We start from the raw sequence: 23,084 nt of genomic DNA on the forward strand, positions 1-23,084 counted from the left end.
CGCGCCGGCCAAGGCAAGCCCCCCGGCTATCCCACTTATTTGCAGTACTTACTTTTCCCGCGCGCGTTCGAGGGCCCCTTCCCCCGCGTCGCCGGTCGCCGCTACTGCCCCGTCTTCCCGCGCGTCGCCGCCATCCGGCGCGACGGCCGGCGGCTGCATGGCGGCGCGCACCTGCTCGCGCAATGCCGCCAGCTCAGCGGCACGCGCCAGGTAGAGCGCCTGCGCCTCTTCCATCTCCACGATGGCAAAGCGCAAGGCCGTGCCCGGCAGCGCCTGCGCCAGGCGCGGCAGGTCTACCGTGGCGACGTAGGCAATCTTGGGATAGCCGCCCGCGCTTTGCCGGTCCGCCATCAACACGATGGGGTTGCCGTCCGGGGGCACCTGCACGGTCCCGAAGGCGGTAGCCTCCGAAATCATTTCCAGCGGTTGCGCCAGCTTCAAGGTCTCGCCGCGCAGGCGATAGCCCATGCGGTCCGACTGCGCGTCCACCGTGAACGGCACCGACACGAAGGCCGTGCGCGCTTCGTCCGTAAAGGCATCCCACTGCGGGCCCCGCATGGCGCGCACCGCCTCCGCGGCCTCCGGCGCCGGCACATCGAACAGCGCCGCGGACACGAAAGGCGTGCCGCTTTGCACCAGCAGGCGCCGCGCCCGTGGATAGCCGGGATCCGCCGCGCGCAAGGGCAAGCGGTCGCCCTTGGCCAGCGCCCGGCCGGCAAAGCCGCCGAAGCCGCCCCGCGGAAAGGTGCTGGCGCTGCCCATGACGGGCTCGGCATCGAAACCGCCCCGCACGGCCAGGTACAGCCTGGCGCCGCGCCGGCATTCGCCGAACGCCAGGGTGGCGCCGCGCCGCAACAGGATGGGCTCGTTCAGGGGCGCCGGTACGCCGTCGATGCTCGCGCGCATATCGGCGCCGCACAGGGCGATCAGGCGTTCCTCCTGGAATTGCAGCATCGGTCCGGTCAGCGTGCACTCCAGCGTCGCCATGGCCTCGTCATTGCCGACCAGGATATTGGCCACCCGGTGCGACCACTCGTCCATGACGCCGTTGACCGGCACGCCATAGCGCTGGAACCCGTAGCGTCCCAGGTCCTGCAACTGCGTCAACGCCCCGGGTTTGAGGACTCGTATCATGGGCGCGCCTCGTAGAGACGGTCGAATTCGGCGGGCGTGACCGGCACGAAGTGCAAGCGGTCACCGAGTTGCAGGCGCACCGGCGGGTCCTGCTTGATATCGAAAAGGTTCCATGGCGTGCGGCCGATCAGGTTCCAGCCACCAGGCATGGCCAGTTGGTAGATGGTGGTCAGGCCGTTGGCGATGGCCACCGACCCGGCCGGCACCAGCGTGCGCGGCGTCTTTCGGCGGGGCAGCGACAGCCGGGGGTCCAGCCCGCCCGCGAACGGATTACCCGGAGCGAAATAGAAGGTGTAGATCACCGACGGCGATTCACCGTGCAGGCGGATCACCTCTTCGGTGCTCAGGCCGCAGCGCTGCGCCACTTCCTCCAGGTCGGGGCCGTGATCGCCGCCATAGCAGCACGGAATCTCCACCGTGCGCCCGCCCTGTTCCACCTGCGGGACGCCCCTGTCCAATACCTCACGCACCCGCTGCGCCAACCGGGCAAAGGGCGCGACGGTCGAACCGCCTTCGGCATAGGCCTCCGGCCGATAGTGCAGCGCAACAGTGGTGAACGCGGGCACCACGTCGATCACCCCGGGCAAGGGATGGTCCAGCAGCCACGCGGCGAAGGACAATACGGCGCGATTGACCTCCGCGTCCACGCGATCGCCGAAGGCAACCAGCAGGCACCGGTCCCCGACCGGCTCGATGCGCCACGACGAACGGGCGTAAGCGTCTGGACTTGAGTTCATGCCGATGATTCTACGATGCGTCCCCGCTATGCGCCGCTGTCATCTGCGTTCAAGCGCGACTGGACAAGCAAGGCGACACGAACTGTTGTAAATGCGCAGCTTGCATTGTCTAGGGTTAACCCCTATAATTCGGGTTATCCCGTAGTCAAGCGGCGATTTTGCAGAAACAAGTTGCGTGCGTCCATGGCGTGAATTTGTTTGGAACGACGCGCTTGGCAGTGCTACTCAGAGATATTATTGTGATCGACCATAACACCATCCTTTTGACCGACGAACTGGAACGTCAGCTGATGCGCCAGGCGATCGAAGAACAATTCCGTCCCCGTCCGCTGCGCGCGCTGGGCAAGCTGCTGAGCAAGATGGTTCAAGCCGTCCGCTCGCCGGCCCAGCGTCACAGCGGTGAAACCGCCAACGCCTAAAAAGAGATAACGGCGTCAGTTTCTGTACCGATCCCCTTGGGGGCTGCAAAGCCCCTTTTCAAGACCCGTCACCTGGTGACGGGTTTTTTTTTACCTGCGGTCTCCCACCCGGGCACAGGGTCCGTTTTTTTAAAGGGACGGCGTTCGCGGATGCCCGTGCATGCTGCGACGCAGCGTTCATGGCCGTGGCGCCATCGGCCGTAGCTGCGGATAATGGGCGCATGCCTTCGTCCTTCCCGTCCTCCGCAGTCTTCCCTTCTCCCTCGCAGGATGCCGCGCCGCCCCGGCTGCGCCGCTTCGCCTGCATGATGTACGAGGCCGTGCTGCTGTTCGGCGTCGTTTTCCTGGCGGGATATCTGTTCGATACGCTGACGCAAAGCCGTAGCGGGCTGATGTACCGCCACGGCCGGCAGGCCTGGCTGTTTTTTGCCCTGGGCGTGTACTTCATCAGTTGCTGGCGCCGCAACGGGCAGACCCTGCCCATGAAGACCTGGAACATCCGGCTGGTGGATCGCGCCGGCCGTGCCCCTTCGATGGCGCGTCTGGTCCTGCGGTATCTGCTGGCCTGGATACTGCCCCTCGCGGCCGCCGGCCTGATCCTGGGCGCGACCATCTGGAGCGGCTGGCCCACCATGCAGTTGCTCATCGTCGCCGCGCCCTTCGCCATCTTTCCGGGCAGTTGGCTGGATCGGGATGGGCAATTCCTGCACGATCGCCTCGCGGGGACGAAGCTGGTCAATGTCGCGCGCGAGACAACAAAAAGTATCAAACCGGCCGCCTCAATGTAACAATTTTTCCGGCGCAAGCGCGCGTCGGGCCGCGGGCAAGATGCCCAACCAGCCCCGGATTTATAAGGGAAATCCCTAGACCTCTATATCCATACGGATATATCGGGGGTAGGCGCGAGCGCCTTACGGCAGAGCAGGGAGCCGGTGGCCTTACCTTTGGCCACATATTGGCGGCGTGCGTTCAGAAAATCGTCAGCCGGCCGCTCCGACAATTGCGCCGGTCAAAAGTTCAACAAAAACCATTCAAAAACCATGTACGCCAAACTGCTCGCATCCCTCGCCATCATCGGCACCACCCTGGGCTTCGCGCCCACCGCCTCTGCTCAGTCGGAAGCCGCGCAACGGGAAATCCAGGCCGCCACGGAAGCGGCCTTCCGCGCCGCCCAGGACAGCGGCGTCGTCCATCTCGGCGACCAGGCGACGCTCAAGCTGCCGCCCAATACGATCTTCGTGCCGCGCGCCCAGGCCAACCGGCTGATGGAAGCCTACGGCAACGGCAGCGACGACACGCTGCTGGGCCTGTTCATGCCGCCGGCGGACTCACCGGACGACTGGATCGTCACGGCCAACTTCGAAAAGGCCGGCTACATCAAGGATGACGACGCGAAGAACTGGGACGTCAAGGAATTGCTGCAAAGCCTGCGCGACGGCACCGAGGACCAGAACAAGGAACGGCGCGCGCGCGGCATCGCCGAACTGGAAGTGGTGGGCTGGGTGCAGGCGCCGCAATACGACAGCGCCCACCAGCGCCTGGTGTGGTCGGTCGAAGGCCGCGACAAGGGCGGCGCCTCCGATGCGGACTCGACCGTCAACTACAACACCTACGCCCTGGGCCGGGACGGCTACATCAGCCTGGACCTGCTGACCAGCAAGAGCCAGGTCGCGGCCCAGAAACCCGCCCTGATCGCCCTGCTGGACAACCTCAGCTACAACGACGGCAAGCGCTACGCCGACTTCAACTCGTCGACCGACAAGGTCGCCGAATACGGCCTGGCGGCGCTGGTGGCCGGCGTGGCGGCGAAGAAGCTGGGCTTGCTGGCGATCATCGCCGCCTTTGTCGCCAAGTTCGGCAAGCTGGCCATCCTGGCCATCGCCGCGGGCGGCGGCGCGTTCTTCAAGATCTTCCGCCGCAAGAAGTCGGAAGAGCCGAAGTCGCCGGGCGCCGTCTGATTGCCGGTGCCGGCCAGCCGATCCCGTGAAACTGCTACTGCTCCTGCTGTCCGGCCTCAAGTACCTGAAGTTCAGCAAAGTGCTGCTGTCCGGCGGCACCATGCTGCTATCGGTACTGGGCTACGCGCTCGTCTTCGGCTGGCCGTACGCGGCCGGTTTCGTGGCGCTGATCTTCGTGCACGAGATGGGGCACTACATGGCGGCCCGGCAACGCGGGCTGGCCGTGGGCGCCCCCACCTTCATTCCCTTCATCGGCGCCTGGGTCGAGTTGAAGGACATGCCGCACGATGCCGAGACCGAAGCCTACGTCGGACTCGGCGGTCCCTTCCTGGGCACGGTGGCCGCGCTGTGCTGCTACCTGGTCGCCCGTAACGAAGGCAGCCGCCTGCTGCTCGCCCTGTCCTACGCGGGCTTCTTCATCAACCTGTTCAACCTGATCCCGCTGTCGCCCTTCGACGGCGGCCGCATCACCGCCGTACTATCGCCCCGCATCTGGCTGGTCGGCGTGCCCGTCCTCGCGGCGCTATTCTTCTATCGGCCCAGTCCCATGCTGATTCTGGTCGCCGTGCTCGCAGCGCCCAAGGTCATCCAGGCATGGCGCTACGATCCGGCGGCGCCGGAGAACCAGGCGTACTACGCCACCAGCGTGGCCACCAAGGCGGGCTACGCCGCCGTCTATCTGGGCCTGGTGGGCCTGCTGGCCATCATGGCCCACGACGTCCATGAGATGCTGGGCGGGGCATGACACGCCCAGCGCCAAGCCGGTGCGGGCGCATCCCGAGGGATATGGCCACATGCCGTCGTATATGACGGCCTCCCCCTTGATGTCATAAAGCGTTCACGCGTTTTTAACGTCGGCGTCATCGCCTGGTGTTTCCATGCTCATGTGGAAGCAGCCTGTGAGGAGGCACGCCGTGAACGATATCCGCCCCACCCACTGGCGCACGTTGTGGATCTCCGACATACACCTGGGCACCGCGGGGTGCAAGGCGGAGTTCCTCCTGGACTTCCTTGAACACAACGAGGCCGAGACGCTCTATCTCGTCGGCGACATCGTCGACGGCTGGCAGTTGCGCAAGCACTGGCACTGGCCACGCGCGCACAACGATGTGATCCAGCGCATCCTGCGCAAGGCCCGCAACGGCACCCGCGTCGTCTTCGTGCCCGGGAACCATGACGAATTCGCCCGCGAATTCGCCGGTTATGCCTTCGGCGACATCGAGATCCTCGACGAGGACGTTCACGTCACCGCCGACGGCCGCAAGCTGCTGGTGCTCCACGGCGACCAGTTCGATGGCGTGATCCAGCACAGCAAGTGGCTGGCGCACCTGGGCGACAGCCTGTACCAGATGGCGCTGTGGCTGAACCATCATTTCAATCGCCTGCGCCATCGCATGGGCCTGCACTACTGGTCGCTGTCCCAATACCTCAAGCACAAGGTCAAGAACGCCGTCGCCTTCATCAGCGACTTCGAGCAGGCCCTGGCCGGCGAAGCGCGCCGGCGCGGCATGGACGGCGTGGTATGCGGCCACATCCACAAGCCGGAACTGCGCGATATCGACGGTGTCCTCTATTGCAACGACGGCGACTGGGTGGAAAGCCTGTCGGCCCTGACCGAAGACCATAGCGGCCAGTTGCGCCTGCTGGATTGGGCGGCGGTCATGGCCGAACGCAATGAAGCCGTACCGGCGGCCGGCCGCCGCCGCGCCGTGGAGCTGCCCGCCCTGCCCTCGGCCCTGCGCCGGCAGGGGAAATAAGCCCGCGGGTCCTCCTGCTTCCGAGCCGTCCCGCTCCGGCCGAGGCCTTCCTCTGCTTCCAGATGGGCGCCCGCCTATTGTCGGCGGGCACGATAGGACCGCGGGTTACCGGCGCGAACTGTCGCGGCGAGGCCGCAAGCGGGCCGCCAACGCCCCTTATGTATCAGTGGAAACCCTAGCCCATGTTGAGGGAACCCGTTTGAAATGAACGGGAATGTTGCAGATCAACGTCCTCTCAGTCATGCTTGCGATTGGGGCAATCCGGCCCCAAAAGCACTGCCGACGAGTCTCCCATCGTTGTAACGGGCGGATGGCCGCCCCCCTATCGCAACAGGGCCATGAACGATCAATACCAGGCGCTTTACCAATCCTTCCGTTGGCTCGTGCCCACGCAGTTCAACATCGCCGATGTCTGCTGCCATCGCTGGGCCGCCAATAGCCCCGATGCGCGGCGCATTGCGATTTATTACGAAGACGAAGCCGGCAACCGGGAAGTGTGGACCTATGCCCGCCTGGCAGAGGCGGTCAACCAGCTTGCCAACGGCCTGGTACGCATGGGCGTGGGCAAGGGTGACCGGGTTGGTGTTGTATTAGGACAACGGCCGGAGACCGTGGTGGCCCACATGGCCGCCTACAGCGTCGGCGCCGTCATCCTGCCCCTGTCGTCCCTGTTCGGCCCCGACGCCCTGGAAGCCCGGCTGCGCGATGCCGAGGCCCGCGTCGCCATCGTCGATGCCGCCTCCAGCGGCAATCTCCTGCAGGTGGCCGACCAGTGTCCGGCGCTGCACCAGATCATCGGCATCGGCTTCGCCGACGAGCGCGTCCTGCCCTGGCGCAGCCTGCTCGCGCGCCAGCCCTCGGAATTCAAGCCTGTCCCGACGCTGGCCACGGATCCGGCCATCCTGCTCTATACGTCCGGCACCACCGGCGCGCCCAAGGGCGCCCTGCTGCCGCATTCGGTCCTGATCGGCAACCTGCCCGGCTTCGTCGCGTCGCAGGACTGGTTCCCCAAGCCGGGCGACGTCTTCTGGTCGCCGGCCGACTGGGCCTGGACCGGCGGCATGATGGACGCGCTGCTGCCGACGCTGTACTTCGGCCACCCCATCGTCGCCACCCGCGCCCGCTTCTCGCCGGAACGCGCCTTCGAACTGATGGAGCGCTACCAGGTCACCAATACCTTCCTCTTCCCCACCGCCCTGAAGGCGATGATGAAGACCGTGCCGGCCCCGCGCGAACGCTACAAGCTGGCCTTGCGCGCCATGATGAGCGCCGGCGAAAGCGTCGGCCAGGCCGTGTTCGAGTGGTGCCAGACGGCGCTGGGGATCACGCCCAACGAAATGTTCGGCCAGACCGAAATGAACTACCTGGTCGGCAACAGCCAGCGGCGCTGGCCGGCCAAGGCCGGCAGCATGGGCCGGCCCTATCCCGGGCACCAGGTCGCCGTCATCGACGACGAGGGCCGCCCCGTGGCCGCCGGCGAGATCGGCGAAATCGCCCTCAATCGCCTGGACATCCATGGCTATCCCGACCCCATCCTGTTCCTGGGCTACTGGAACAACCCGGCGGCCACGGCAGCCAAGTTCACCGGCGACTGGTGTCGTACCGGCGACCTGGCGCGCATCGATGCCGACGGCTATCTCTGGTACGCCGGCCGCAGCGACGACGTGTTCAAGTCCGCGGGCTATCGCATCGGCCCGGGGGAGATCGAGAGCTGCCTGGTCAGCCATCCGGCCGTGGCCAATGCCGCCGTCGTGCCCAAGCCCGACGCCGAGCGCGGCGCGCTGGTCAAGGCTTACGTGGTAAGGACCGCGGAATACGCCGAGCGCGACCCGCAGGCCTTGATCCAGGAGCTGCAGGAATATGTCCGCGACCGCCTGGCCGCCTATGAATACCCCAAGGAAATCGAATTCCTGGACGAATTGCCGATGACCACCAGCGGCAAGATACAGCGCCGGGTGCTGCGGCTGCGCGAGGAAGAACGCGCGGCGAACGCCGCCCAGGCCGCGACCTGACGGAGACTGCGCCGCATGGCGATCTATCAACTCGAAGACCTGATTCCCAACATCGACCCCGACGCCTGGGTTGCAGACAGCGCCGCGATCATCGGCAACGTCACGCTGGAGGCCGGCGTCAGCATCTGGCCGCAGGTGACGGTCCGGGGCGACAACGCGCCCATCCTGATCCAGCGCGGCAGCAACATCCAGGAATCCAGCGTGCTGCATGTGGACGCGGACAAGGGCCTGGTCGTGGGTCCCCACGTGACCATCGGCCACCAGGCCATGCTGCACGGCTGCACCATCCAGGAAGGCGCCCTCGTCGGCATGCAGGCCATCGTGCTGAATGACGCGGTCGTCGGCCGCAATTGCCTGATCGGCGCCGGCGCCATCGTGCCGGAAGGCCGTGTGATCCCGGACAACAGCCTGGTGATCGGCATCGGCAAGGTCGTGCGCGAGCTGTCGCCCGAGGAAATCGCCAAGATGCGCGAGAACACCGCCGGCTATGTGCGACGCGCCGCGCAGTACAAGCGGGCGCTGAAGCGCATCGCGTAGGGGCGCAGCGGCGTAGGGACGCAGCGGGGGCCCCACCGCGCCGCGGCGTAACGGAGCCCTGCGCGGCAGTACGCCATGGCCTGCCATGCCCCTGTCGACCGCGCGGGCGCAACGCCGGCTTCACGGTGGATCGGCTAACATGCCCGCATGACCGATCTCCTCAAGAAATACCTGTTCGAAGACCGCAGTGTCCGGGTCCAGGCCGTGCGCCTGCACCAGACGTGGCTGGATGCCCAGACCAATCATCAATATCCCCCCGCCATCAAGCGCCTGCTGGGCGAGCTGGTGGCGGCGTCCACGCTGCTGGCCGCCAACCTAAAATTCGATGGCTCCCTGCTCCTCCAACTGCAAGGCGACGGCCCCATCGCCCTGCTGGTGGTGGAGTGCCGCTCCGACCTGAGCCTGCGCGCGACCGTCAAGCTGCGCGAAGGCCATGCGGTGCCCGAGGACGGCACCATGCAAAGCCTGATGAATCCGGGCGGCAACGGCCGCTTCATCGTGGTGCTGGATCCGCAGCGCAAGGTGCCCGGCCAGCAGGCCTACCAGGGTATCGTGCCCATCGTCGGCGACAGCGTGGCGGACGCCCTGGCGCACTATATGCAACAGTCGGAGCAGCTGGATACGCGGCTGTGGCTGGCGGCCGATGAGCAGCACGCCGCGGGCGTGCTGCTGCAACGCCTGCCCGACCAGGGTGGCGTGGACGTGCAGGGTGCGCCGGGCAGCGCCGCGCTGACGTGGGAACGCGCCGGGCACCTGGCCGCCACCATCAAGCGCGAAGAGCTGCTGCAGCTGGACATCGATACGCTGATCCACCGGCTTTTCTGGGAAGAGACGCTGGTGGCCTTCGATCCCATCGGGGTCCGCTGGCACTGCACCTGTTCGCGCAGCCGCGTCGCGGGCATGCTGCGCATGCTGGGGCGAGAGGAAGTCGACAGCATTCTCGCCGACCAGGGCAAGGTGGAAGTCGCCTGCGATTTTTGCGGCAAGCCCTATCTGTTCGATGCGGTCGATTGCGCGCGTGTCTTCACCGGCGCGCAGACGCTGCCTGACCAGGATCCGCCGACCGTGCATTGACCATGGGGTCTTGCGCACGTAGTTTTCCGTAATTGACCATGTGGTCTTACGCACGTAGCTTTCCGTATGGACGGCGGCAATGCGGCCGCCGACACTTTGCGGCATGGCTACGTCGACTTCCCCTCGCATCCCGGCATGGCGGGCTGCCCAGCGCGGCACGGCCATCGCGGGGTTGGTCATTTCCCTGCCCGTGCTGCTATTGGCGGGGCTGGTGGTCATCGAAGCCGCCTATTGGCACATGACGCGACAGGTGCTCGATGTCGCCCTGATGGAGGCGGCGCGGGCCGGCGCCACCTCCCACGGAAATCCGCGCGTCATGGCGGCCGCCTTCGAAACAGGCCTGCGGCCGCTGCCCACAGGCAAGCTCCGCTGGCGGCGCATACGCTACGACAGCGGCGCGCCCGCCTGGCGGGTGGAGATCCTCTCGCCGCCCGCGGCAGCGTATGAGGACTTCGGGGTCCAGGGTCTGCCTATTGCGCAAGGGGCGCAGGGGCCACAAGGGATGCCGGGGACATTAGGGAAGTCAGGGGCGCTAGGGAAGTTAGGGGCGCTAGGGAAGTTAGGAACGCTAGGGACATTGGCGACGCAGAGGCCACCGGGCACGCAAGGGGCGCGGGGCCTCGGCATGACCGCCATACGCAACGACTACCAGGCCGAGGAGCATGCCCGGCGGCGCCGCGCAGGCTGGCCCGAAGGGCGCGGGCCCGCATCCGGGATGACCATATTCGAAGCGAACGTATTGAGGCTGCGACTAAGCTACCAGTTGCCGCCCCTGACGCCGGTCACGCGCGCCGTGCTGCGGGCGCTGGCGCCAGGCGGCCACGGCCTGGCGGCTGCCGCGGCTCGCGCGGGAAACGTGCTTGTCGTGCAGGAAATGGCGCTGGACATGCAGTCGCACCCCGCGGCGTGGCCGCGCCGCCAGTTCGAACCGGATGTCGATGCGTTGCATTGACGTCACGCGCTGACGTGTCGCGCCGACGTATCGTGCCGACGTGTCGCGCCGACGTATCGCGCTAACGTATCGCGCCGACGTCATCGTCATGCGTTGACGCGTCACGCGGTGGCGCCGCTCAATGCCGGGCAGCGGGACGCGCCGGAGTGGAAGCGGAGGGCCGGTTGTTGGCGGCAGGCGGACGACTGTTCGCGCCAGCCGGCGCGGCTGCTGCCGGCGCGGCCGGCGCCGCCACCGACGCGCCCCCGGCGGGCGGGGCGGTATTCTGCGGCAGGATCTGTACGAAAATCTCGCCTTCACGCATCATGCCCAATTCGCTGCGCGCACGCTCCTCGATGGCGCCGGTCCCCGACTGCAAGTCATGGACCTCGGCATCCAGCGCATTATTGCGCGCGCGCAGGCCATCGTTGGTTTCACGCTGCGCCGCCAATTGCTTCTGCAGGTCCCATACCTTGAACCAGCCGCCCTTCCCCGCCCACAACGGGTATTGGATCAGGGCGACCAGGACCAGCAGAACCAGGAACAGCAAACGCATGGGCGGATATCCGTGCAGAGGATGCGCGCCGGCCGGCGCGCATCCTTATGCGATCAACGCAGGTTATAGAAGGCTTCGATGCCGGGATAGGAAGCGACTTCGGCCAGTTCTTCTTCGATGCGCAGCAGCTGGTTGTACTTCGCCATGCGATCCGAACGCGACAACGAACCCGTCTTGATCTGCATGGCGTTGGTGGCCACGGCGATATCGGCGATGGTCGAATCCTCGGTCTCGCCCGAGCGGTGCGACACGACGGCGGTGTAGCCGGCGCGCTTGGCCATCTCGATGGCGGCGAAGGTCTCGGTCAGGGTGCCGATCTGGTTGATCTTGATCAGGATCGAGTTGGCCACGCCCTTGGAAATGCCCTCGCGCAAGATGCGGGTGTTGGTCACGAACAGGTCGTCACCCACCAGCTGCACCTTCTTGCCCAGCTGGTCCGTCAGGATCTTCCAGCCGTCCCAATCGTTTTCGGCCATGCCGTCCTCGATCGAGATGATGGGGTACTTGTCGCACCAGGCCGCCAGCAGATTGGCGAATTCCTGCGAGGACAGCGAAACGCCGCCTTCGCCGGCCAGGGTGTACTTGCCGTCGCGGTAGAACTCCGAGCTGGCGCAGTCCAGGCCCAGGGCGATCTGCGTGCCCGGCTCGTAGCCCGCTTCGGTGATGGCCTTGAGGATCAGCTGGATGGCCGCTTCGTGGTTGGCCACGTTGGGCGCGAAACCGCCCTCGTCGCCCACGGCGGTGGACATGCCCTGGGCGTTGATCAGTTTCTTCAGCGAGTGGAAGACCTCGGCGCCCCAGCGCATGGCTTCGCGGAAGCTGGCCGCGCCCACCGGCAGGATCATGAATTCCTGCATGTCCAGGGTATTGTTGGCGTGCGCGCCGCCGTTGATGACGTTCATCATCGGTACGGGCATGCTCATCGGGCCGCTGCCGCCGAAGTAGCGGTACAGCGACAGGCCCGACTCATCGGCGGCGGCGCGGGCCACGGCCATGCTGGCGGCCAGGATGGCATTGGCGCCCAGGCGCTCCTTGCTGTCGGTGCCGTCCAGTTCGATCAGGGTGCGGTCGACGAAGGTCTGTTCCTGCGCGTCCAGTCCCATGAGCGCTTCGGAGATCTCGGTGTTCAGGTTCTCGACGGCGCGCAGCACGCCCTTGCCGAGGTAGCGGTTCTTGTCGCCGTCGCGCAGTTCGATGGCTTCGCGCGCGCCGGTCGACGCGCCCGACGGCACAGCGGCCCGGCCCATGGCGCCGGATTCGAGCAACACGTCGCATTCGACGGTGGGGTTGCCGCGCGAATCGAGAATCTCGCGGCCGATGATATCGACAATTGCACTCATGGTTTTGTCCCTAGAACGTTTGAAAAATTTGACGCGGTCCGACCGTGCGCCCATGGCGTCGCGCCGGCAAGGCGCCGCTGCGCGCCGCAAGGGCGGCGGCCCCATGCCGGCCACGGTCCGGGGCGGCAAGCGGCACCGCCCCCAGCCCCATCATGCCGCGCCCTTGTTACGGGCGGCCTGGTTGGCCAGCGCGGCCTGGATGTAGCTGGAGAACAGCGGATGGCCGTCGCGCGGGGTGGAGGTGAACTCGGGGTGGAACTGGACGCCCACGAACCAGGGGTGCTTGGGCAGCTCCATCATTTCCGGCAGGTTTTCCGTCGGCGTGCGGGCGCTGATCACCATGCCGGCCTCTTCCAGGCGGGGCACGTAGACGTTGTTGACTTCATAGCGATGGCGATGGCGCTCGTTGACCTCGGGGCCATAGATGCGGGACGCCAGCGTACCGGCCTTGATGGGGCAGCGCTGCGCGCCCTTGCGCATCGTGCCGCCCAGGTCGGAATTGGCGTCGCGCTTCTCGACGCGGCCTTCGCGGTCCATCCATTCGCTGATCAGCGCCACCACCGGATGCGGCGCGGCAGGATCGAACTCGGTACTGTTGGCGCCGCCCAGGCCCGCGACATGGCGCGCGAATTCGATCACGGCCAGCTGCATGCCCAGGCAGATGCCCAGGTAGGGCACGTTGTTCTCGCGGGCGTAGCGGATGGCGGCGATCTTGCCTTCCGTGCCACGCTTGCCGAAGCCGCCCGGCACCAGAATGGCGTCCAGGTGCTTGAGCTGGTCCGTGCCGCGGGTCTCGATGTCTTCCGAATCGATATATTCGATCTTGACGCGCGAACGGGTGTGGATGCCCGCATGCACCAGCGCTTCGGTCAGTGACTTGTAGGACTCGGTCAGGTCGATGTACTTGCCCACCATGCCTATGGTGACTTCGTGCTGGGGATGCTCCAGCGCATCGACCAGGTTGTCCCACATGGACAGGTCGGCCGGCGGCGGAGTCAGGGCCAGGGCGTCGCACACCAGGTTGTCCAGCCCCTGCTTCTGCAGCATGGACGGCACCTTGTAGATCGAGTCGGCGTCCCACACCGAAATGACGGCGTCCAGCGGCACGTTGGCGAACAGCGAGATCTTGGCACGCTCGTCGTCAGGGATGCGGCGGTCCGCGCGGCACAGCAGCGCGTTGGGATAAATGCCGATTTCGCGCAGCTTCTGCACGGAGTGCTGGGTCGGCTTGGTCTTGAGCTCGCCGGCCGACGCGATGAAGGGCACCAGGGTCAGGTGGATGAAGGCCGCGTTGTTGCGTCCCAGGCGCAGGCTCATCTGGCGCGCCGCCTCCAGGAAGGGCAAGGACTCGATGTCGCCCACCGTACCGCCGATCTCGACGATGGCCACGTCGGTCGCGCCATCGAAACCCGCTTCCGCGCCGCGCGCGATGAAGTCCTGGATTTCGTTGGTGATATGGGGGATGACCTGCACGGTCTTGCCCAGGTAATCGCCGCGCCGTTCCTTGCGCAAGACCGATTCATAGATCTGCCCGGTGGTGAAATTGTTCACCTTGCGCATGCGGGTAGAGATGAACCGCTCGTAATGGCCCAGGTCCAGGTCGGTCTCGGCGCCGTCTTCGGTCACGAAGACTTCACCGTGCTGGAAGGGGCTCATCGTGCCCGGATCGACGTTGATGTACGGATCCAGCTTGAGCATGGTGACTTGCAGGCCGCGCGATTCGAGGATGGCGGCAAGAGACGCGGCGGCGATGCCTTTCCCCAGGGAGGACACCACGCCACCGGTGACAAAGACGTATTTGGTCATCGTAATGAGCACCCGGTTCGGCCGGGCGCGTGCGGGAAATTTGGATTATAGCTGGGAGCCAGCCGCTGTTTGGGTTTTCCCTGAGCGACGGGGCGTAACAAAGCAACACCACCTTGACAGCGCTAAATGAGGGCCATCCAACCCCATTTTGATAACATCAGGCGCCCTCCCCAAGACACGTCCCCCGACCAAGAGGAAGCCCGCATGCCCGGCCCCGACCGCCATCGTCTCCCCCTGCCCCGCCTGCTGGCCCTGACCGCCGCCATCACGGGGTTGATCCTGTCGGCCGGCTTCATGGCGTTCCAGCTGACCGCCGGGCCGCGCGCCGAGCAGATGCGCAATATCTATGGCGACCCCGGCTATCTTCTCAGCCTGGCGCTGGACTGGACATCGAACCTGGCGCTGACCTCCCTCATCGTCTACGCCTGCACCCGCGTCTTCGAGGACGACCACGGCGCCCTGCCCGTGGCCGGCCGTCGCCGGGTGCAGGGACTGCTGGCGCTCTCGGTGGTGGTCATCACCCTGGCCATGCAGATGCTGTGGGTGGCGCTGTCTCCCCTGCTGCTGGTGCCGCTCATGAATTGGGCCTACACGCAAGCTCGCCCCTATGGCGCCCCGCTGGTCGTGCAGGGCATCGGCCTGGTGCAGACCATCATCGCCGGCTTGCTGATCAGCCTGGCCACGCTGGCCTATGCCCGCCGCATCGCGCCCGCGCTGGGCCATGACGAGCGGGATCGCCCCATGGTGCCCGCCCCGCGCGCGGCCGCCGCCGTGTTCGGGTGGACCTGGGTCGTCCTGCAGCTGCAATTGATGCGGCCGGCGTATGGGCTTTTCGGCACCGACATCATGCGCGAACGGCCCTGGATGATGCTGGCCATCGCCGCGTTCCCGCTGCTGCCCGCGCTCATCGTCTGGGTCGCCGCGGCCAGGCCGCTGGCCGAGCTGCAGCCCTGGCGCGCGGCCCCGGGCCGGGCCATCCTGGCCGCGCTGTGCGCCTTCGTCACCGCCCAGGTCGCCCAGGCGGCCGTGGCGCTGGCGCTGGGCTATACGCTGGCGATGGAAACGCTGCTGCGAGGGGGCGTGCTGGCGATCGTCATCGCGTCGCTGCTGGTCTACCTGGCGGTGCTGGTGCCCGCCAGCCGGTTGTTCATACGGCGGTTCTATCGCCGCCACAGCAGCGGCGCCGCGCCGGCCTCGGCCTGAGCGGCTCCGAACGCTCACCCCGCCCGCGCCAGCGGCTGGAACGCTTAGTGCGCTTACGCCTGCGCCTGCGCCAGCGGCTGGGTCGCCCGGACCAGCCATGCGCGCGCCGCCCCCTCGACATGGGGCAGCAGGCGCTCGCGCACCTCGGCGTGATAGGCGTCCAGCCATTCGGCCTCGTCCGCCCCCAGCAAGGCGCGGTCGATGCAGCGCGTGTCGATGGGGCATAGCGTCAAGGTCTCGAACGCGAGGAACTCGCCCAGCTCGGTCGTTTGCCAGGGCCGGTTGCAGACCAGGTTCTCGATGCGCACGCCCCAGCGTCCCGGCCGATACAAGCCCGGCTCGTTGGACGTGATCATGCCCGGCTCCATGGCCGTGTGCGGCCCGGCGGGCGCGCGATGGGAGATGACTTGCGGCCCTTCGTGCACGTTCATGAAATACCCCACCCCGTGGCCCGTGCCATGGCCGTATTCCGCGCCGCCCGCCCAGATGGGCGCGCGCGCGATGGCGTCCAGCATGGGCGACAGCACGCCGCGTGGAAAGCGGGCGCGCGACAGGGCGATCATGCCCTTGAGCACCAGCGTGCAGTCGCGCTTCTGTTCGGCGCTGGGCGCGCCCACCGCGACCACCCGCGTGATGTCGGTGGTGCCGCCCACATACTGGGCGCCGGAATCGATCAGCAGCAGGCCGTCGCCGGCGATGGTGGCGTGCGACTGCGCGGTGGCGCGATAGTGCGGCATGGCGCCATTGGCGTTGAAACCCGCGATGGTGCCGAAGCTCAGCGACACGAAGCCCGGCTTGCGGGCGCGCGCCGCGCTCAGCACCTCGTCGACCGTCAGTTCCGTGACGGTCTCGCCGGCCGCCAGGGCCGTCTCCAGCCAGGCGAAGAATTCGCACAGGGCGGCGCCGTCCTGCTCCATGGCGGCGCGCACGTGCGCCAGCTCGGCATCGGTCTTGCGCGACTTGGCCAGCGTGCTGGGGTTGATGGCCTCGATGCGGCGCACGCCGGACGGCAGCGCCGCCAGTACGCCCACCGTCACGCGGGCCGGATCGACCAGCACCGCGGCGTCCTGCTCCAATGCCGCCAGCGCGGCGGGCAGCTCGGTATAGGGCCGCACCGCCACGGCATCGGCCTGCAACACCGCCTGCAAGGCAGCGTCCACCTTGCCCGGCGCCACGAACAAGGTGGCATCGGTCTCGCGCACCAGCGCATGCGCCACGAAGACCGGGTTGTAGTCGACATCGGCGCCGCGCAGGTTGAACAGCCAGGCGATGTCGTCCAGGGTGGAAATCAGGTGCGCGCCGGCCTGGCGGGCACGCATGGCGTCGCGCACGCCGCGCAGCTTTTCGGCGCGCGTGACGCAGGCATGGGGCGCCAGGTGCTCATATACCTTGCCTTCCGGCAACCCCGGCCGCCCGGGCCACACGGCGTCCAGCACGTCCTGGCCGATGTCCAGCACCACGCCGCGCGGGCCCAGCGCGGCCTGCAAGGCCTGGAAAGCGCCCAGCGACAGCACCTGGCCGTCCACCGCCACGCGCGCGCCGGCCGGCAGGTTGGCCGCCAGCCAGTCGATATGGCCGGGTATGCCTACGGCGGCGATCTTCATCAGGCTCACGCAGGTGCCGGTCAATTGCGCGTCGGCCTGCACCCAGTAGCGGCTGTCGACCCAGACGCCCGCGAAATCCGCCGTCACCACCAGGGTGCCGACCGAGCCGGTGAAACCCGACAGCCACTGCCGTCCCTGCCAGCGCGCCGGCAGGTATTCCGAAAGATGGGGATCGGCCGAAGGCACGATGACGGCCGCCAGGCCGCGCGCGCCCATTTCCGCCCGCAAGGCGGCGATGCGCGCATCCGTGGCGGGCGCGCCGCCACGGTCGGCGGTGGCGTGGGAGGCGGACTGCGTGGACGGGGAAGGCGTCGAAGGGGTCATGGAGTCGGAAGTCGAGCAAAAAATCGAACGGCAAGGCCAGGTGTAGCGCCTCGCACGGATAGCGCTCAGCGCAGCATGAAGGACATGGCGGCCAGGCTGTTGAGCGTGCGGATGGCGGCCTGCATGCTGTCGGTATGGAACCGCAGGTTGACGCCGTCCACCCGTTCCAGCGAGGGCCACGTGCAGAACAGGTCGGCCACGGCCGTGGTCTGGGTCTGCAACTGGCATTCTATAGGCGGCGCGATGCGGAAGGGCTTCAGGCTGCCCAGGTTGGCCATGGCGGCCTGGGCAGCCTCCGCGATGGCCGCGCGCGACGCCGCCGGCGACAGCGTGGCGCCGCTGCCCTGGCCGCGCGCCACCTTGGTCTGCACCCATACCGCGCCGGGGAACAGCTCGCGCGTTTCGCCGATGAAGACATCGTCGCCGCTGGCCAGCGCCACCGGCACGCCCAGTTCGCCCGCCAGCGCGCCGTACAGGCCGGCTTCGCCCAGCTCCATGCCGTTGATGCGCACCTTGGCGAAGGAGAAACTGTTGATCGTGTGGGCCAGGATGCCGCGGCCCTGCGCGCGCGAGTGATAGCCGATCATGAAGACGCCGTCGCACGGTTCCTCCAGGCCGCCCATCATGCCCAGGTAGCGCGGCTTGCCCAAGACCAGGCGGGCGCGTTCGTCGATGCCGTCGGGCAGCAGGTTGCGATAGCCGCCATGCGAATCGTTGACCAGCACGTCCGTGGCGCCGCCGGCGAAGGCGCCGCGCACGGCGGCGTCGGCCTCGCCCGTCATCCAGGCGCGCGCACGTTCATATTCGCCATTGCCGGCGGTGATCTGCTGGGAGTGGAAAACGCCGGCGACGCCTTCGATATCGGTGGAAACAAGAATGCGCATGACGATGCTCACAAGGTGGAAGATGCCGGCGCCGCGGCCAGCCAGGCGGACCAGGAAGGAATGGCTTCGGTGATGGCGTGGCGCACGTGGCCGTCGCGGCCGCGCACCGTGACGGCGCGCCACAGGGCATGGATGATGGCCTGCTCGGTGGCCTCGGCGGCGGCCTCGAACAAGGGGTCGAGGCGGGTCTCGTGCAGGAGCCGCGGCGCGGGCATGCCGCGCTCGGCCAGGTGGGGCACGGTATAGGCGGTGGAGAAGGCCAGCGCGATGTCGCCGCTGCCGTGGCCGTACACCGAGCCGGTACGCGCCAGGCCGGCGCCCGCGCGCAGCGCCAGGCGGCGCAGCTGGCGCGCGTCCAGCGGCGCGTCGGTGGCCAGCAGGAGGATGATGGAGCCTTTTTCGGGGTCCTTGCCAGCGTCGTCGTCGCAGTCCTGGCCCAGGCCATTGCCCGGGTCGCTGTCCCGGCCGCCGGGCGCCCCATGGCTTGCGCCGGCTATGGACGGCGCCTCGGCGAGGTTGCCGCCGCCGCCGCTGGTGGCATCGAGGGCGCCTCCCTCCCTGGTGGCCGTGCCGCGCGTCCCGGCCAGCCAGCGCCCGAACGGCCGTCCCGCCACGACCAGGTTGGGCTTGCGCCCATAGTTGGCCAGCACCAGCGCGCCCACCGTACAGCCGCCGGCCAGGCGCGAGGCCGAGCCGATGCCGCCCTTGAAGGAAAAGCAGGACATGCCGCGGCCCGCCCCCACCGCGCCCTGCGCGAACACCCGGCCGGCGACGGCCAGCGCCTGGGCATAATGCGCCTCGGTCACGGCCAGGGCCTGGATGTCGTTCAGATAGCCGTCATTGCACTCGAAGACCAGGGGGTTGACCGTGGGCCACTCCCGGCCCACCTGCGAATTGGCGCGCACCGCCGCGCGGATCTGCGCATTGGCCACCGTGCCCACGCCGAAGGTATTGGTCAGCGCGATGGGCGTTTCCAGCACGCCCAGCTCGTCGACCTGGACCAGGCCGACGCTCTTGCCGAAGCCGTTGATCACCACCGCCGCGGCCGGCACTTTGTCGCGGTAGGGATCGCCGCCATGCGGACGCACCACGGTCACGCCGGTCTGGATCGGGCCGTCGTCCAGGGTCGCATGCCCGACCGTCACCCCCCCCACGTCGCAGATATTGTCCAGGGCGCCCGCGGGCAGCCCTCCTATGCGCGGCGTATCGTGCTTGCCATCCATGACGTCTATTTGCGATCGATCTTGGGGTCCAGCGCGTCGCGCAAGCCGTCGCCCAGCAGGTTGAAGGCCAGCACCGTCAGGAAGATGGCCAGCGCGGGAAAGACGGCGATGTGCGGCGAGGTCACCATGTCGGCGCGCGCCTCGCTGAGCATCGCGCCCCATTCCGGCGTGGGCGGCTGCGCGCCCATGCCCAGGAAGGAAAGGCTGGCGGCCGTGATGATGGACGTGCCCACGCGCATGGTGCCGTAGACCACGATGGGCGAGATCGTGCCGGGCAGGATGTGGCGCATGATGATGGTCCAGTCCGAGGCCCCCACGCTCTTGACTGCCTCGACATACGTCATGTGCTTGATGGCCAGCGTGTTGCCGCGCACCAGGCGGGCGAACGCCGGCACGCTGAACACGGCCACCGCCACCACGACGTTGACCATGCTGGAACCGAGGATGGCCACCACGCCGATGGCCAGCAGCATGCCGGGAAACGCCAGCAGCACGTCGGACACGCGCATGGTGATGCGCTCCCACCAGCCTTCGTAGTAGCCCGCCATCAGGCCCATCGCGGTGCCGACCACGGCGCCCAGCGCCACCGACACGAAGCCGGCGACCAGGGAGATGCGCGAGCCCATGACGATGCGGCTGAAGATATCGCGGCCCAGCGAGTCCACGCCCAGCCAGTGGGTCAGCGAGGGACCCGCGTTCAGGGCGTCATAGTCGAAATAGTTCTCGGCGTCGAAGGGCACCAGCCAGGGCGCGAAGATCGCCACCAGCACCAGCAACAACACGAAGAAGGCGGCGGCCACCGCCAGGTGCTGCTTCCTGAACTTGCGCCAGAACTCGCTGAACGGCGTGCGCACGGCGGTCGGCGCGGCCGGCGCGGTCGCCGGGGGCGCCGAAGGGGTAACGGTATTGATATTGCTCATGGCCGCCTCACTTGTAGCGGATGCTGGGGTTGATGACGCCGTAAAGCACGTCCACGGCCAGGTTGATCGCGATGAATTCGAAGGAGAACAGCAGCACCAGGCCCTGGATCACGGGATAGTCGCGCTGGGTCACCGCATCCACCAGCAGGCGGCCCAGGCCGGGCCAGCTGAACACGGTTTCCACCACGATGGAGCCGCCCAGCAGGAAGCCGAACTGCAGGCCCATCATGGTGATCACGGGAATCATGGCATTGCGCAGCGTGTGCTTGATCACCACCACGCGCTCGGACAAGCCCTTGGCGCGCGCGGTGCGCACGAAGTCTTCCTGGATCACCTCGACGAAGGACGCCCGCGTGAAGCGCGCCATCACGGCGGCCACGGCGGCGCCCAGGGTGATCGACGGCAGGATGTAGTGCTTCCAGCTGGACGCGCCCACGGTCGGCAACCAGCCCAGTCCCACGGAGAAGACCTGCATCAGCATCATGCCCAGCGCGAAGGCGGGAAAGGAGATGCCGGACACCGCCAGCGTCATGCCCAGGCGATCGGGCCACTTGTTGCGCCAGACCGCGGAGACGATGCCGATCACCATGCCGAACACCACGGCCCAGACCATGCTGGTCAGGGTCAGCAGCAGCGTCGGCATGAAGCGGTCGGCGATTTCCGTCGTCACCGGGCGCTTGCTGCGCAGCGAAGTGCCCAGGTCGCCTTGCATCATGTGCTGGAAGTAGCGCACGAATTGCCGCGGCATCGGCAGATCCAGGCCGAGCTCGTGGCGCATCAGTTCGACGGTCTGCTGGTCGGCATCCTGGCCGGCGGCCAGGCGCGCCGGATCGCCCGGCAGCATGTGCACGAACAGGAACACCACCACCGAGACCAGCAGCAGCGTGGGGATCATGCCCAGGAGGCGTTTGACGATATAGGAGAACATTTAGATCATTCCAGCGCGCGGGGTTGGTGGAAACACCGCGCGAACTTGCGGCAAAAGGCCGCGCGCCGCCCCCGTCCCGCGGAGGCGGCGCGCGGATCGTCGCGGCTTACTGCTTGAGGTCGATGTCGCCGAACCAGAAGTTGGTATCGGGCTGCACATACACGCCGGTCAGGTTCTTGGCTTTCGCATACACGTTGTTCTGCGTCACCAGGAAGGCCCAGGGCGCATCCTTCCAGATGGTTTCCTGCGCATCCTTGTACAGCGCGGCCTTCTCGTCGCGGTTGGACGTGCTCAGGGCCTTGGTGATGTCCTCATCCACCTTCGGGTTCGAGTAGTACGACACGTTGTTCAGCACGGGCGGGAAAGCGGACGTCGCCAGCAGCGGACGCAGGCCCCAGTCAGCCTCGCCGGTCGACGACGACCAGCCGGCGTAGTACATGCGGACCTGGGCGTCCTCGGGCTTCTGCACCTGCTGCACGCGCTGCACGCGCTGGCCGGACTCCAGCACCTCGACCGACACCTTCACGCCGACCTGGGCCAGCTGCTGTTGCAGGAACTGCACCACCTTGACGGACGTGCCGTCGTTATAGGCCGACCACAGCGTGCTTTCGAAACCGTTGGGATAGCCGGCTTCCTTCAACAGCTCGCGCGCCTTGGCGGGATCGTAGGCGTATTCGCCGATCTTGGTCGCATAGTCCACGCCTGCCGGCACCACGCCCGACACGGGGCTGGCGTAGCCGGCGAAAGCCACCTTGGCCAGGGCCTGCTTGTTGATGGCGTAGTTGATGGCCTGGCGCACCTTGACGTTGTCGAAGGGCTTTTTCATCGTATTCATGGACAGGTAGCGGGCCATGATCGAGTTCTTGTCGTTGACCAGGTCCAGCTTGTCGCTCTTGGCCAGCACGGCGGCCTGCTCGAACGGCACCGGGAAGGCGAACTGGGCCTCGCCCGTCTGCACCACGGCGGCACGGGTGTTGTTGTCCGTGACGGTGCGGAAGGTCAGCGTATCGATCTTGGGATAGCCCTTCTTCCAATACCCGGCGAACTTCTTCACCTTCAGGTATTCCGCCGGCTTCCACTCGACGAATTCGAAGGGACCGGTGCCGACCGGATGGAAGGCGATGTCCTTGCCCCACTTCTGCAGCGCGGCCGGCGAAATCATCATCGCCGACGAGTGGGCCAGCGCGTTGATGAAGGCCGAGAACGGCTTCTTCAGCGTGATGCGCACGGTATAGGGATCGACCACCTCGGTCTTGGCGACTTGGTTGAACTGCGTATAGCGGCTCAGGTGGTTGTCGGGATTGGAGACGCGGTCGTAGTTGACCTTGACGGCTTCGGCGTTGAAGTCGGTGCCATCCTGGAACTTGACGCCCTGGCGCAGCTTGATCGTATAGACCAGGCCATCCGGGCTCACTTCGTAGCCGGTCGCCAGCAGGGGCTGGATCTTGAGGTCCTTGTCGAACTCGAACAGGCCTTCATAGTAGGCCTTGCCGACGGCCTGGTTCAGCGTGCTGATGGTGTTGTACGGGTCCAGCGTTTCCAGGGCGATGGCGACGGCGAAGGTCACGTCCTTGCTGGCGTGGGCCAGCGGGGACGCGAGCATCCCGAAGGCCAGCGTGGCGGCGGCCATCATGCGGGTCGGGCGCAATAGTTTCATGATGAAGCACTCCTGTTGTCGAGGAAGGAGGTTTGGTGGTTGGAAGACCAGGCTATCGCCAGGACTGGTACTAACGGGAT

At 67.0% G+C, this 23,084-nt stretch carries 21 protein-coding genes; 10 read left to right on the forward strand and 11 right to left on the reverse strand.

Annotated elements, in window-relative coordinates:
• Window positions 1-48: 48 nt before the first annotated feature.
• Together C7R54_RS05110 and pxpB are read right to left on the reverse strand one after the other, a co-directional pair.
• Complete coding sequence (locus C7R54_RS05110; RefSeq protein WP_129149049.1) at window positions 49-1,134, reverse strand: 5-oxoprolinase subunit C family protein; 1,086 nt, start codon at window positions 1,132-1,134, stop codon at window positions 49-51.
• Window positions 1,131-1,871 carry a 5-oxoprolinase subunit PxpB gene (gene pxpB / locus C7R54_RS05115; protein WP_129149050.1) on the reverse strand — a complete coding sequence of 247 codons (741 nt, stop codon included), beginning with the start codon at window positions 1,869-1,871 and terminating at the stop codon, window positions 1,131-1,133. The genes C7R54_RS05110 and pxpB overlap by 4 nt, the downstream gene beginning before the upstream one ends.
• Before the next feature lie 218 nt (window positions 1,872-2,089).
• Here pxpB and C7R54_RS05120 point away from each other — a divergent pair, with 218 nt between their 5' ends.
• The 9 genes from C7R54_RS05120 to C7R54_RS05160 all read left to right on the forward strand — a co-directional run bounded on the left by C7R54_RS05120 (window position 2,090) and on the right by C7R54_RS05160 (window position 10,580).
• Window positions 2,090-2,290: a hypothetical protein gene (locus C7R54_RS05120; protein WP_377813615.1), complete on the forward strand. Its 201-nt coding sequence runs from the start codon at window positions 2,090-2,092 to the stop codon at window positions 2,288-2,290.
• A 221-nt stretch (window positions 2,291-2,511) separates the two neighbouring features.
• The gene (locus tag C7R54_RS05125) at window positions 2,512-3,078 is read left to right on the forward strand and encodes an RDD family protein (protein WP_129149052.1); all 567 of its coding nucleotides are present in this window, start codon (window positions 2,512-2,514) and stop codon (window positions 3,076-3,078) included.
• A 252-nt stretch (window positions 3,079-3,330) separates the two neighbouring features.
• Window positions 3,331-4,248 (forward strand): DUF2167 domain-containing protein, encoded by a 918-nt coding sequence (locus C7R54_RS05130; protein ID WP_129149053.1) that lies wholly within the window; start codon window positions 3,331-3,333, stop codon window positions 4,246-4,248.
• A gap of 25 nt (window positions 4,249-4,273) precedes the next feature.
• Complete coding sequence (locus C7R54_RS05135; RefSeq protein ID WP_129149054.1) at window positions 4,274-4,993, forward strand: site-2 protease family protein; 720 nt, start codon at window positions 4,274-4,276, stop codon at window positions 4,991-4,993.
• A 139-nt stretch (window positions 4,994-5,132) separates the two neighbouring features.
• On the forward strand, window positions 5,133-6,005 hold the full coding sequence (locus C7R54_RS05140; RefSeq protein ID WP_129149055.1) for a UDP-2,3-diacylglucosamine diphosphatase: 873 nt from the start codon (window positions 5,133-5,135) through the stop codon (window positions 6,003-6,005).
• 338 nt (window positions 6,006-6,343) lie between these two features.
• A complete protein-coding gene (locus tag C7R54_RS05145; protein ID WP_129149056.1) occupies window positions 6,344-8,017 on the forward strand; it encodes an acetate--CoA ligase in 1,674 nt (557 codons plus the stop codon).
• A gap of 15 nt (window positions 8,018-8,032) precedes the next feature.
• Window positions 8,033-8,554: a gamma carbonic anhydrase family protein gene (locus C7R54_RS05150; protein WP_129149057.1), complete on the forward strand. Its 522-nt coding sequence runs from the start codon at window positions 8,033-8,035 to the stop codon at window positions 8,552-8,554.
• Between the two features lie 147 nt (window positions 8,555-8,701).
• Entirely contained in the window at window positions 8,702-9,628 is a 927-nt protein-coding gene (hslO, locus tag C7R54_RS05155) for an Hsp33 family molecular chaperone HslO (RefSeq protein ID WP_129149058.1), read from the forward strand.
• 103 nt (window positions 9,629-9,731) lie between these two features.
• Window positions 9,732-10,580, forward strand: a complete 849-nt coding sequence (locus C7R54_RS05160) for a TadE/TadG family type IV pilus assembly protein (protein ID WP_129149059.1) — start codon at window positions 9,732-9,734, stop codon at window positions 10,578-10,580.
• Window positions 10,581-10,698: 118 nt separating this feature from the next.
• On the opposite strand, the gene ftsB is transcribed toward C7R54_RS05160, so the two are convergent.
• From ftsB to C7R54_RS05175, 3 genes are all read right to left on the reverse strand, one after another.
• A complete protein-coding gene (ftsB, locus tag C7R54_RS05165) occupies window positions 10,699-11,115 on the reverse strand; it encodes a cell division protein FtsB (RefSeq protein WP_129149060.1) in 417 nt (138 codons plus the stop codon).
• A gap of 53 nt (window positions 11,116-11,168) precedes the next feature.
• Entirely contained in the window at window positions 11,169-12,455 is a 1,287-nt protein-coding gene (eno, locus tag C7R54_RS05170; protein ID WP_129149061.1) for a phosphopyruvate hydratase, read from the reverse strand.
• Between the two features lie 150 nt (window positions 12,456-12,605).
• Window positions 12,606-14,261 (reverse strand): CTP synthase, encoded by a 1,656-nt coding sequence (locus C7R54_RS05175; protein ID WP_129149062.1) that lies wholly within the window; start codon window positions 14,259-14,261, stop codon window positions 12,606-12,608.
• A gap of 204 nt (window positions 14,262-14,465) precedes the next feature.
• On the opposite strand from C7R54_RS05175, the gene C7R54_RS05180 reads away from it, so the two are divergent.
• Complete coding sequence (locus C7R54_RS05180; protein WP_129149063.1) at window positions 14,466-15,464, forward strand: hypothetical protein; 999 nt, start codon at window positions 14,466-14,468, stop codon at window positions 15,462-15,464.
• A gap of 53 nt (window positions 15,465-15,517) precedes the next feature.
• On the opposite strand, the gene C7R54_RS05185 is transcribed toward C7R54_RS05180, so the two are convergent.
• The 6 genes from C7R54_RS05185 to gsiB form a co-directional block, all read right to left on the reverse strand.
• The gene (locus tag C7R54_RS05185; protein WP_129149064.1) at window positions 15,518-17,392 is read right to left on the reverse strand and encodes an aminopeptidase P family protein; all 1,875 of its coding nucleotides are present in this window, start codon (window positions 17,390-17,392) and stop codon (window positions 15,518-15,520) included.
• A gap of 65 nt (window positions 17,393-17,457) precedes the next feature.
• Window positions 17,458-18,276: a M55 family metallopeptidase gene (locus C7R54_RS05190; protein ID WP_129149065.1), complete on the reverse strand. Its 819-nt coding sequence runs from the start codon at window positions 18,274-18,276 to the stop codon at window positions 17,458-17,460.
• 8 nt (window positions 18,277-18,284) lie between these two features.
• The gene (locus tag C7R54_RS05195) at window positions 18,285-19,499 is read right to left on the reverse strand and encodes a DmpA family aminopeptidase (protein ID WP_129149066.1); all 1,215 of its coding nucleotides are present in this window, start codon (window positions 19,497-19,499) and stop codon (window positions 18,285-18,287) included.
• Between the two features lie 5 nt (window positions 19,500-19,504).
• Window positions 19,505-20,419 carry a glutathione ABC transporter permease GsiD gene (gsiD, locus tag C7R54_RS05200; protein WP_129149067.1) on the reverse strand — a complete coding sequence of 305 codons (915 nt, stop codon included), beginning with the start codon at window positions 20,417-20,419 and terminating at the stop codon, window positions 19,505-19,507.
• 7 nt (window positions 20,420-20,426) lie between these two features.
• Complete coding sequence (gene gsiC / locus C7R54_RS05205; protein WP_129149068.1) at window positions 20,427-21,347, reverse strand: glutathione ABC transporter permease GsiC; 921 nt, start codon at window positions 21,345-21,347, stop codon at window positions 20,427-20,429.
• Window positions 21,348-21,453: 106 nt separating this feature from the next.
• Window positions 21,454-23,007, reverse strand: a complete 1,554-nt coding sequence (gene gsiB / locus C7R54_RS05210) for a glutathione ABC transporter substrate-binding protein GsiB (protein WP_129149463.1) — start codon at window positions 23,005-23,007, stop codon at window positions 21,454-21,456.
• Between the last annotated feature and the right edge of the window lie 77 nt (window positions 23,008-23,084).

This window comes from Achromobacter aloeverae, from assembly GCF_004121055.1.
Taxonomy (GTDB): domain Bacteria; phylum Pseudomonadota; class Gammaproteobacteria; order Burkholderiales; family Burkholderiaceae_B; genus Bordetella_C; species Bordetella_C aloeverae.

Excerpts from the sequence above, each read along its gene's own strand:
- C7R54_RS05110 (WP_129149049.1), bottom strand. The coding sequence starts at position 1,134 with ATGATACGAGTCCTCAAACCCGGGGCGTTGACGCAGTTGCAGGACCTG.
- pxpB (WP_129149050.1), bottom strand. The coding sequence starts at position 1,871 with ATGAACTCAAGTCCAGACGCTTACGCCCGTTCGTCGTGGCGCATCGAG.
- C7R54_RS05125 (WP_129149052.1), top strand. The coding sequence starts at position 2,512 with ATGCCTTCGTCCTTCCCGTCCTCCGCAGTCTTCCCTTCTCCCTCGCAG.
- C7R54_RS05130 (WP_129149053.1), top strand. The coding sequence starts at position 3,331 with ATGTACGCCAAACTGCTCGCATCCCTCGCCATCATCGGCACCACCCTG.
- C7R54_RS05140 (WP_129149055.1), top strand. The coding sequence starts at position 5,133 with ATGTGGAAGCAGCCTGTGAGGAGGCACGCCGTGAACGATATCCGCCCC.
- C7R54_RS05145 (WP_129149056.1), top strand. The coding sequence starts at position 6,344 with ATGAACGATCAATACCAGGCGCTTTACCAATCCTTCCGTTGGCTCGTG.
- C7R54_RS05150 (WP_129149057.1), top strand. The coding sequence starts at position 8,033 with ATGGCGATCTATCAACTCGAAGACCTGATTCCCAACATCGACCCCGAC.
- hslO (WP_129149058.1), top strand. The coding sequence starts at position 8,702 with ATGACCGATCTCCTCAAGAAATACCTGTTCGAAGACCGCAGTGTCCGG.
- C7R54_RS05160 (WP_129149059.1), top strand. The coding sequence starts at position 9,732 with ATGGCTACGTCGACTTCCCCTCGCATCCCGGCATGGCGGGCTGCCCAG.
- ftsB (WP_129149060.1), bottom strand. The coding sequence starts at position 11,115 with ATGCGTTTGCTGTTCCTGGTTCTGCTGGTCCTGGTCGCCCTGATCCAA.
- eno (WP_129149061.1), bottom strand. The coding sequence starts at position 12,455 with ATGAGTGCAATTGTCGATATCATCGGCCGCGAGATTCTCGATTCGCGC.
- C7R54_RS05175 (WP_129149062.1), bottom strand. The coding sequence starts at position 14,261 with ATGACCAAATACGTCTTTGTCACCGGTGGCGTGGTGTCCTCCCTGGGG.
- C7R54_RS05180 (WP_129149063.1), top strand. The coding sequence starts at position 14,466 with ATGCCCGGCCCCGACCGCCATCGTCTCCCCCTGCCCCGCCTGCTGGCC.
- C7R54_RS05185 (WP_129149064.1), bottom strand. The coding sequence starts at position 17,392 with ATGACCCCTTCGACGCCTTCCCCGTCCACGCAGTCCGCCTCCCACGCC.
- C7R54_RS05190 (WP_129149065.1), bottom strand. The coding sequence starts at position 18,276 with ATGCGCATTCTTGTTTCCACCGATATCGAAGGCGTCGCCGGCGTTTTC.
- C7R54_RS05195 (WP_129149066.1), bottom strand. The coding sequence starts at position 19,499 with ATGGATGGCAAGCACGATACGCCGCGCATAGGAGGGCTGCCCGCGGGC.
- gsiD (WP_129149067.1), bottom strand. The coding sequence starts at position 20,419 with ATGAGCAATATCAATACCGTTACCCCTTCGGCGCCCCCGGCGACCGCG.
- gsiC (WP_129149068.1), bottom strand. The coding sequence starts at position 21,347 with ATGTTCTCCTATATCGTCAAACGCCTCCTGGGCATGATCCCCACGCTG.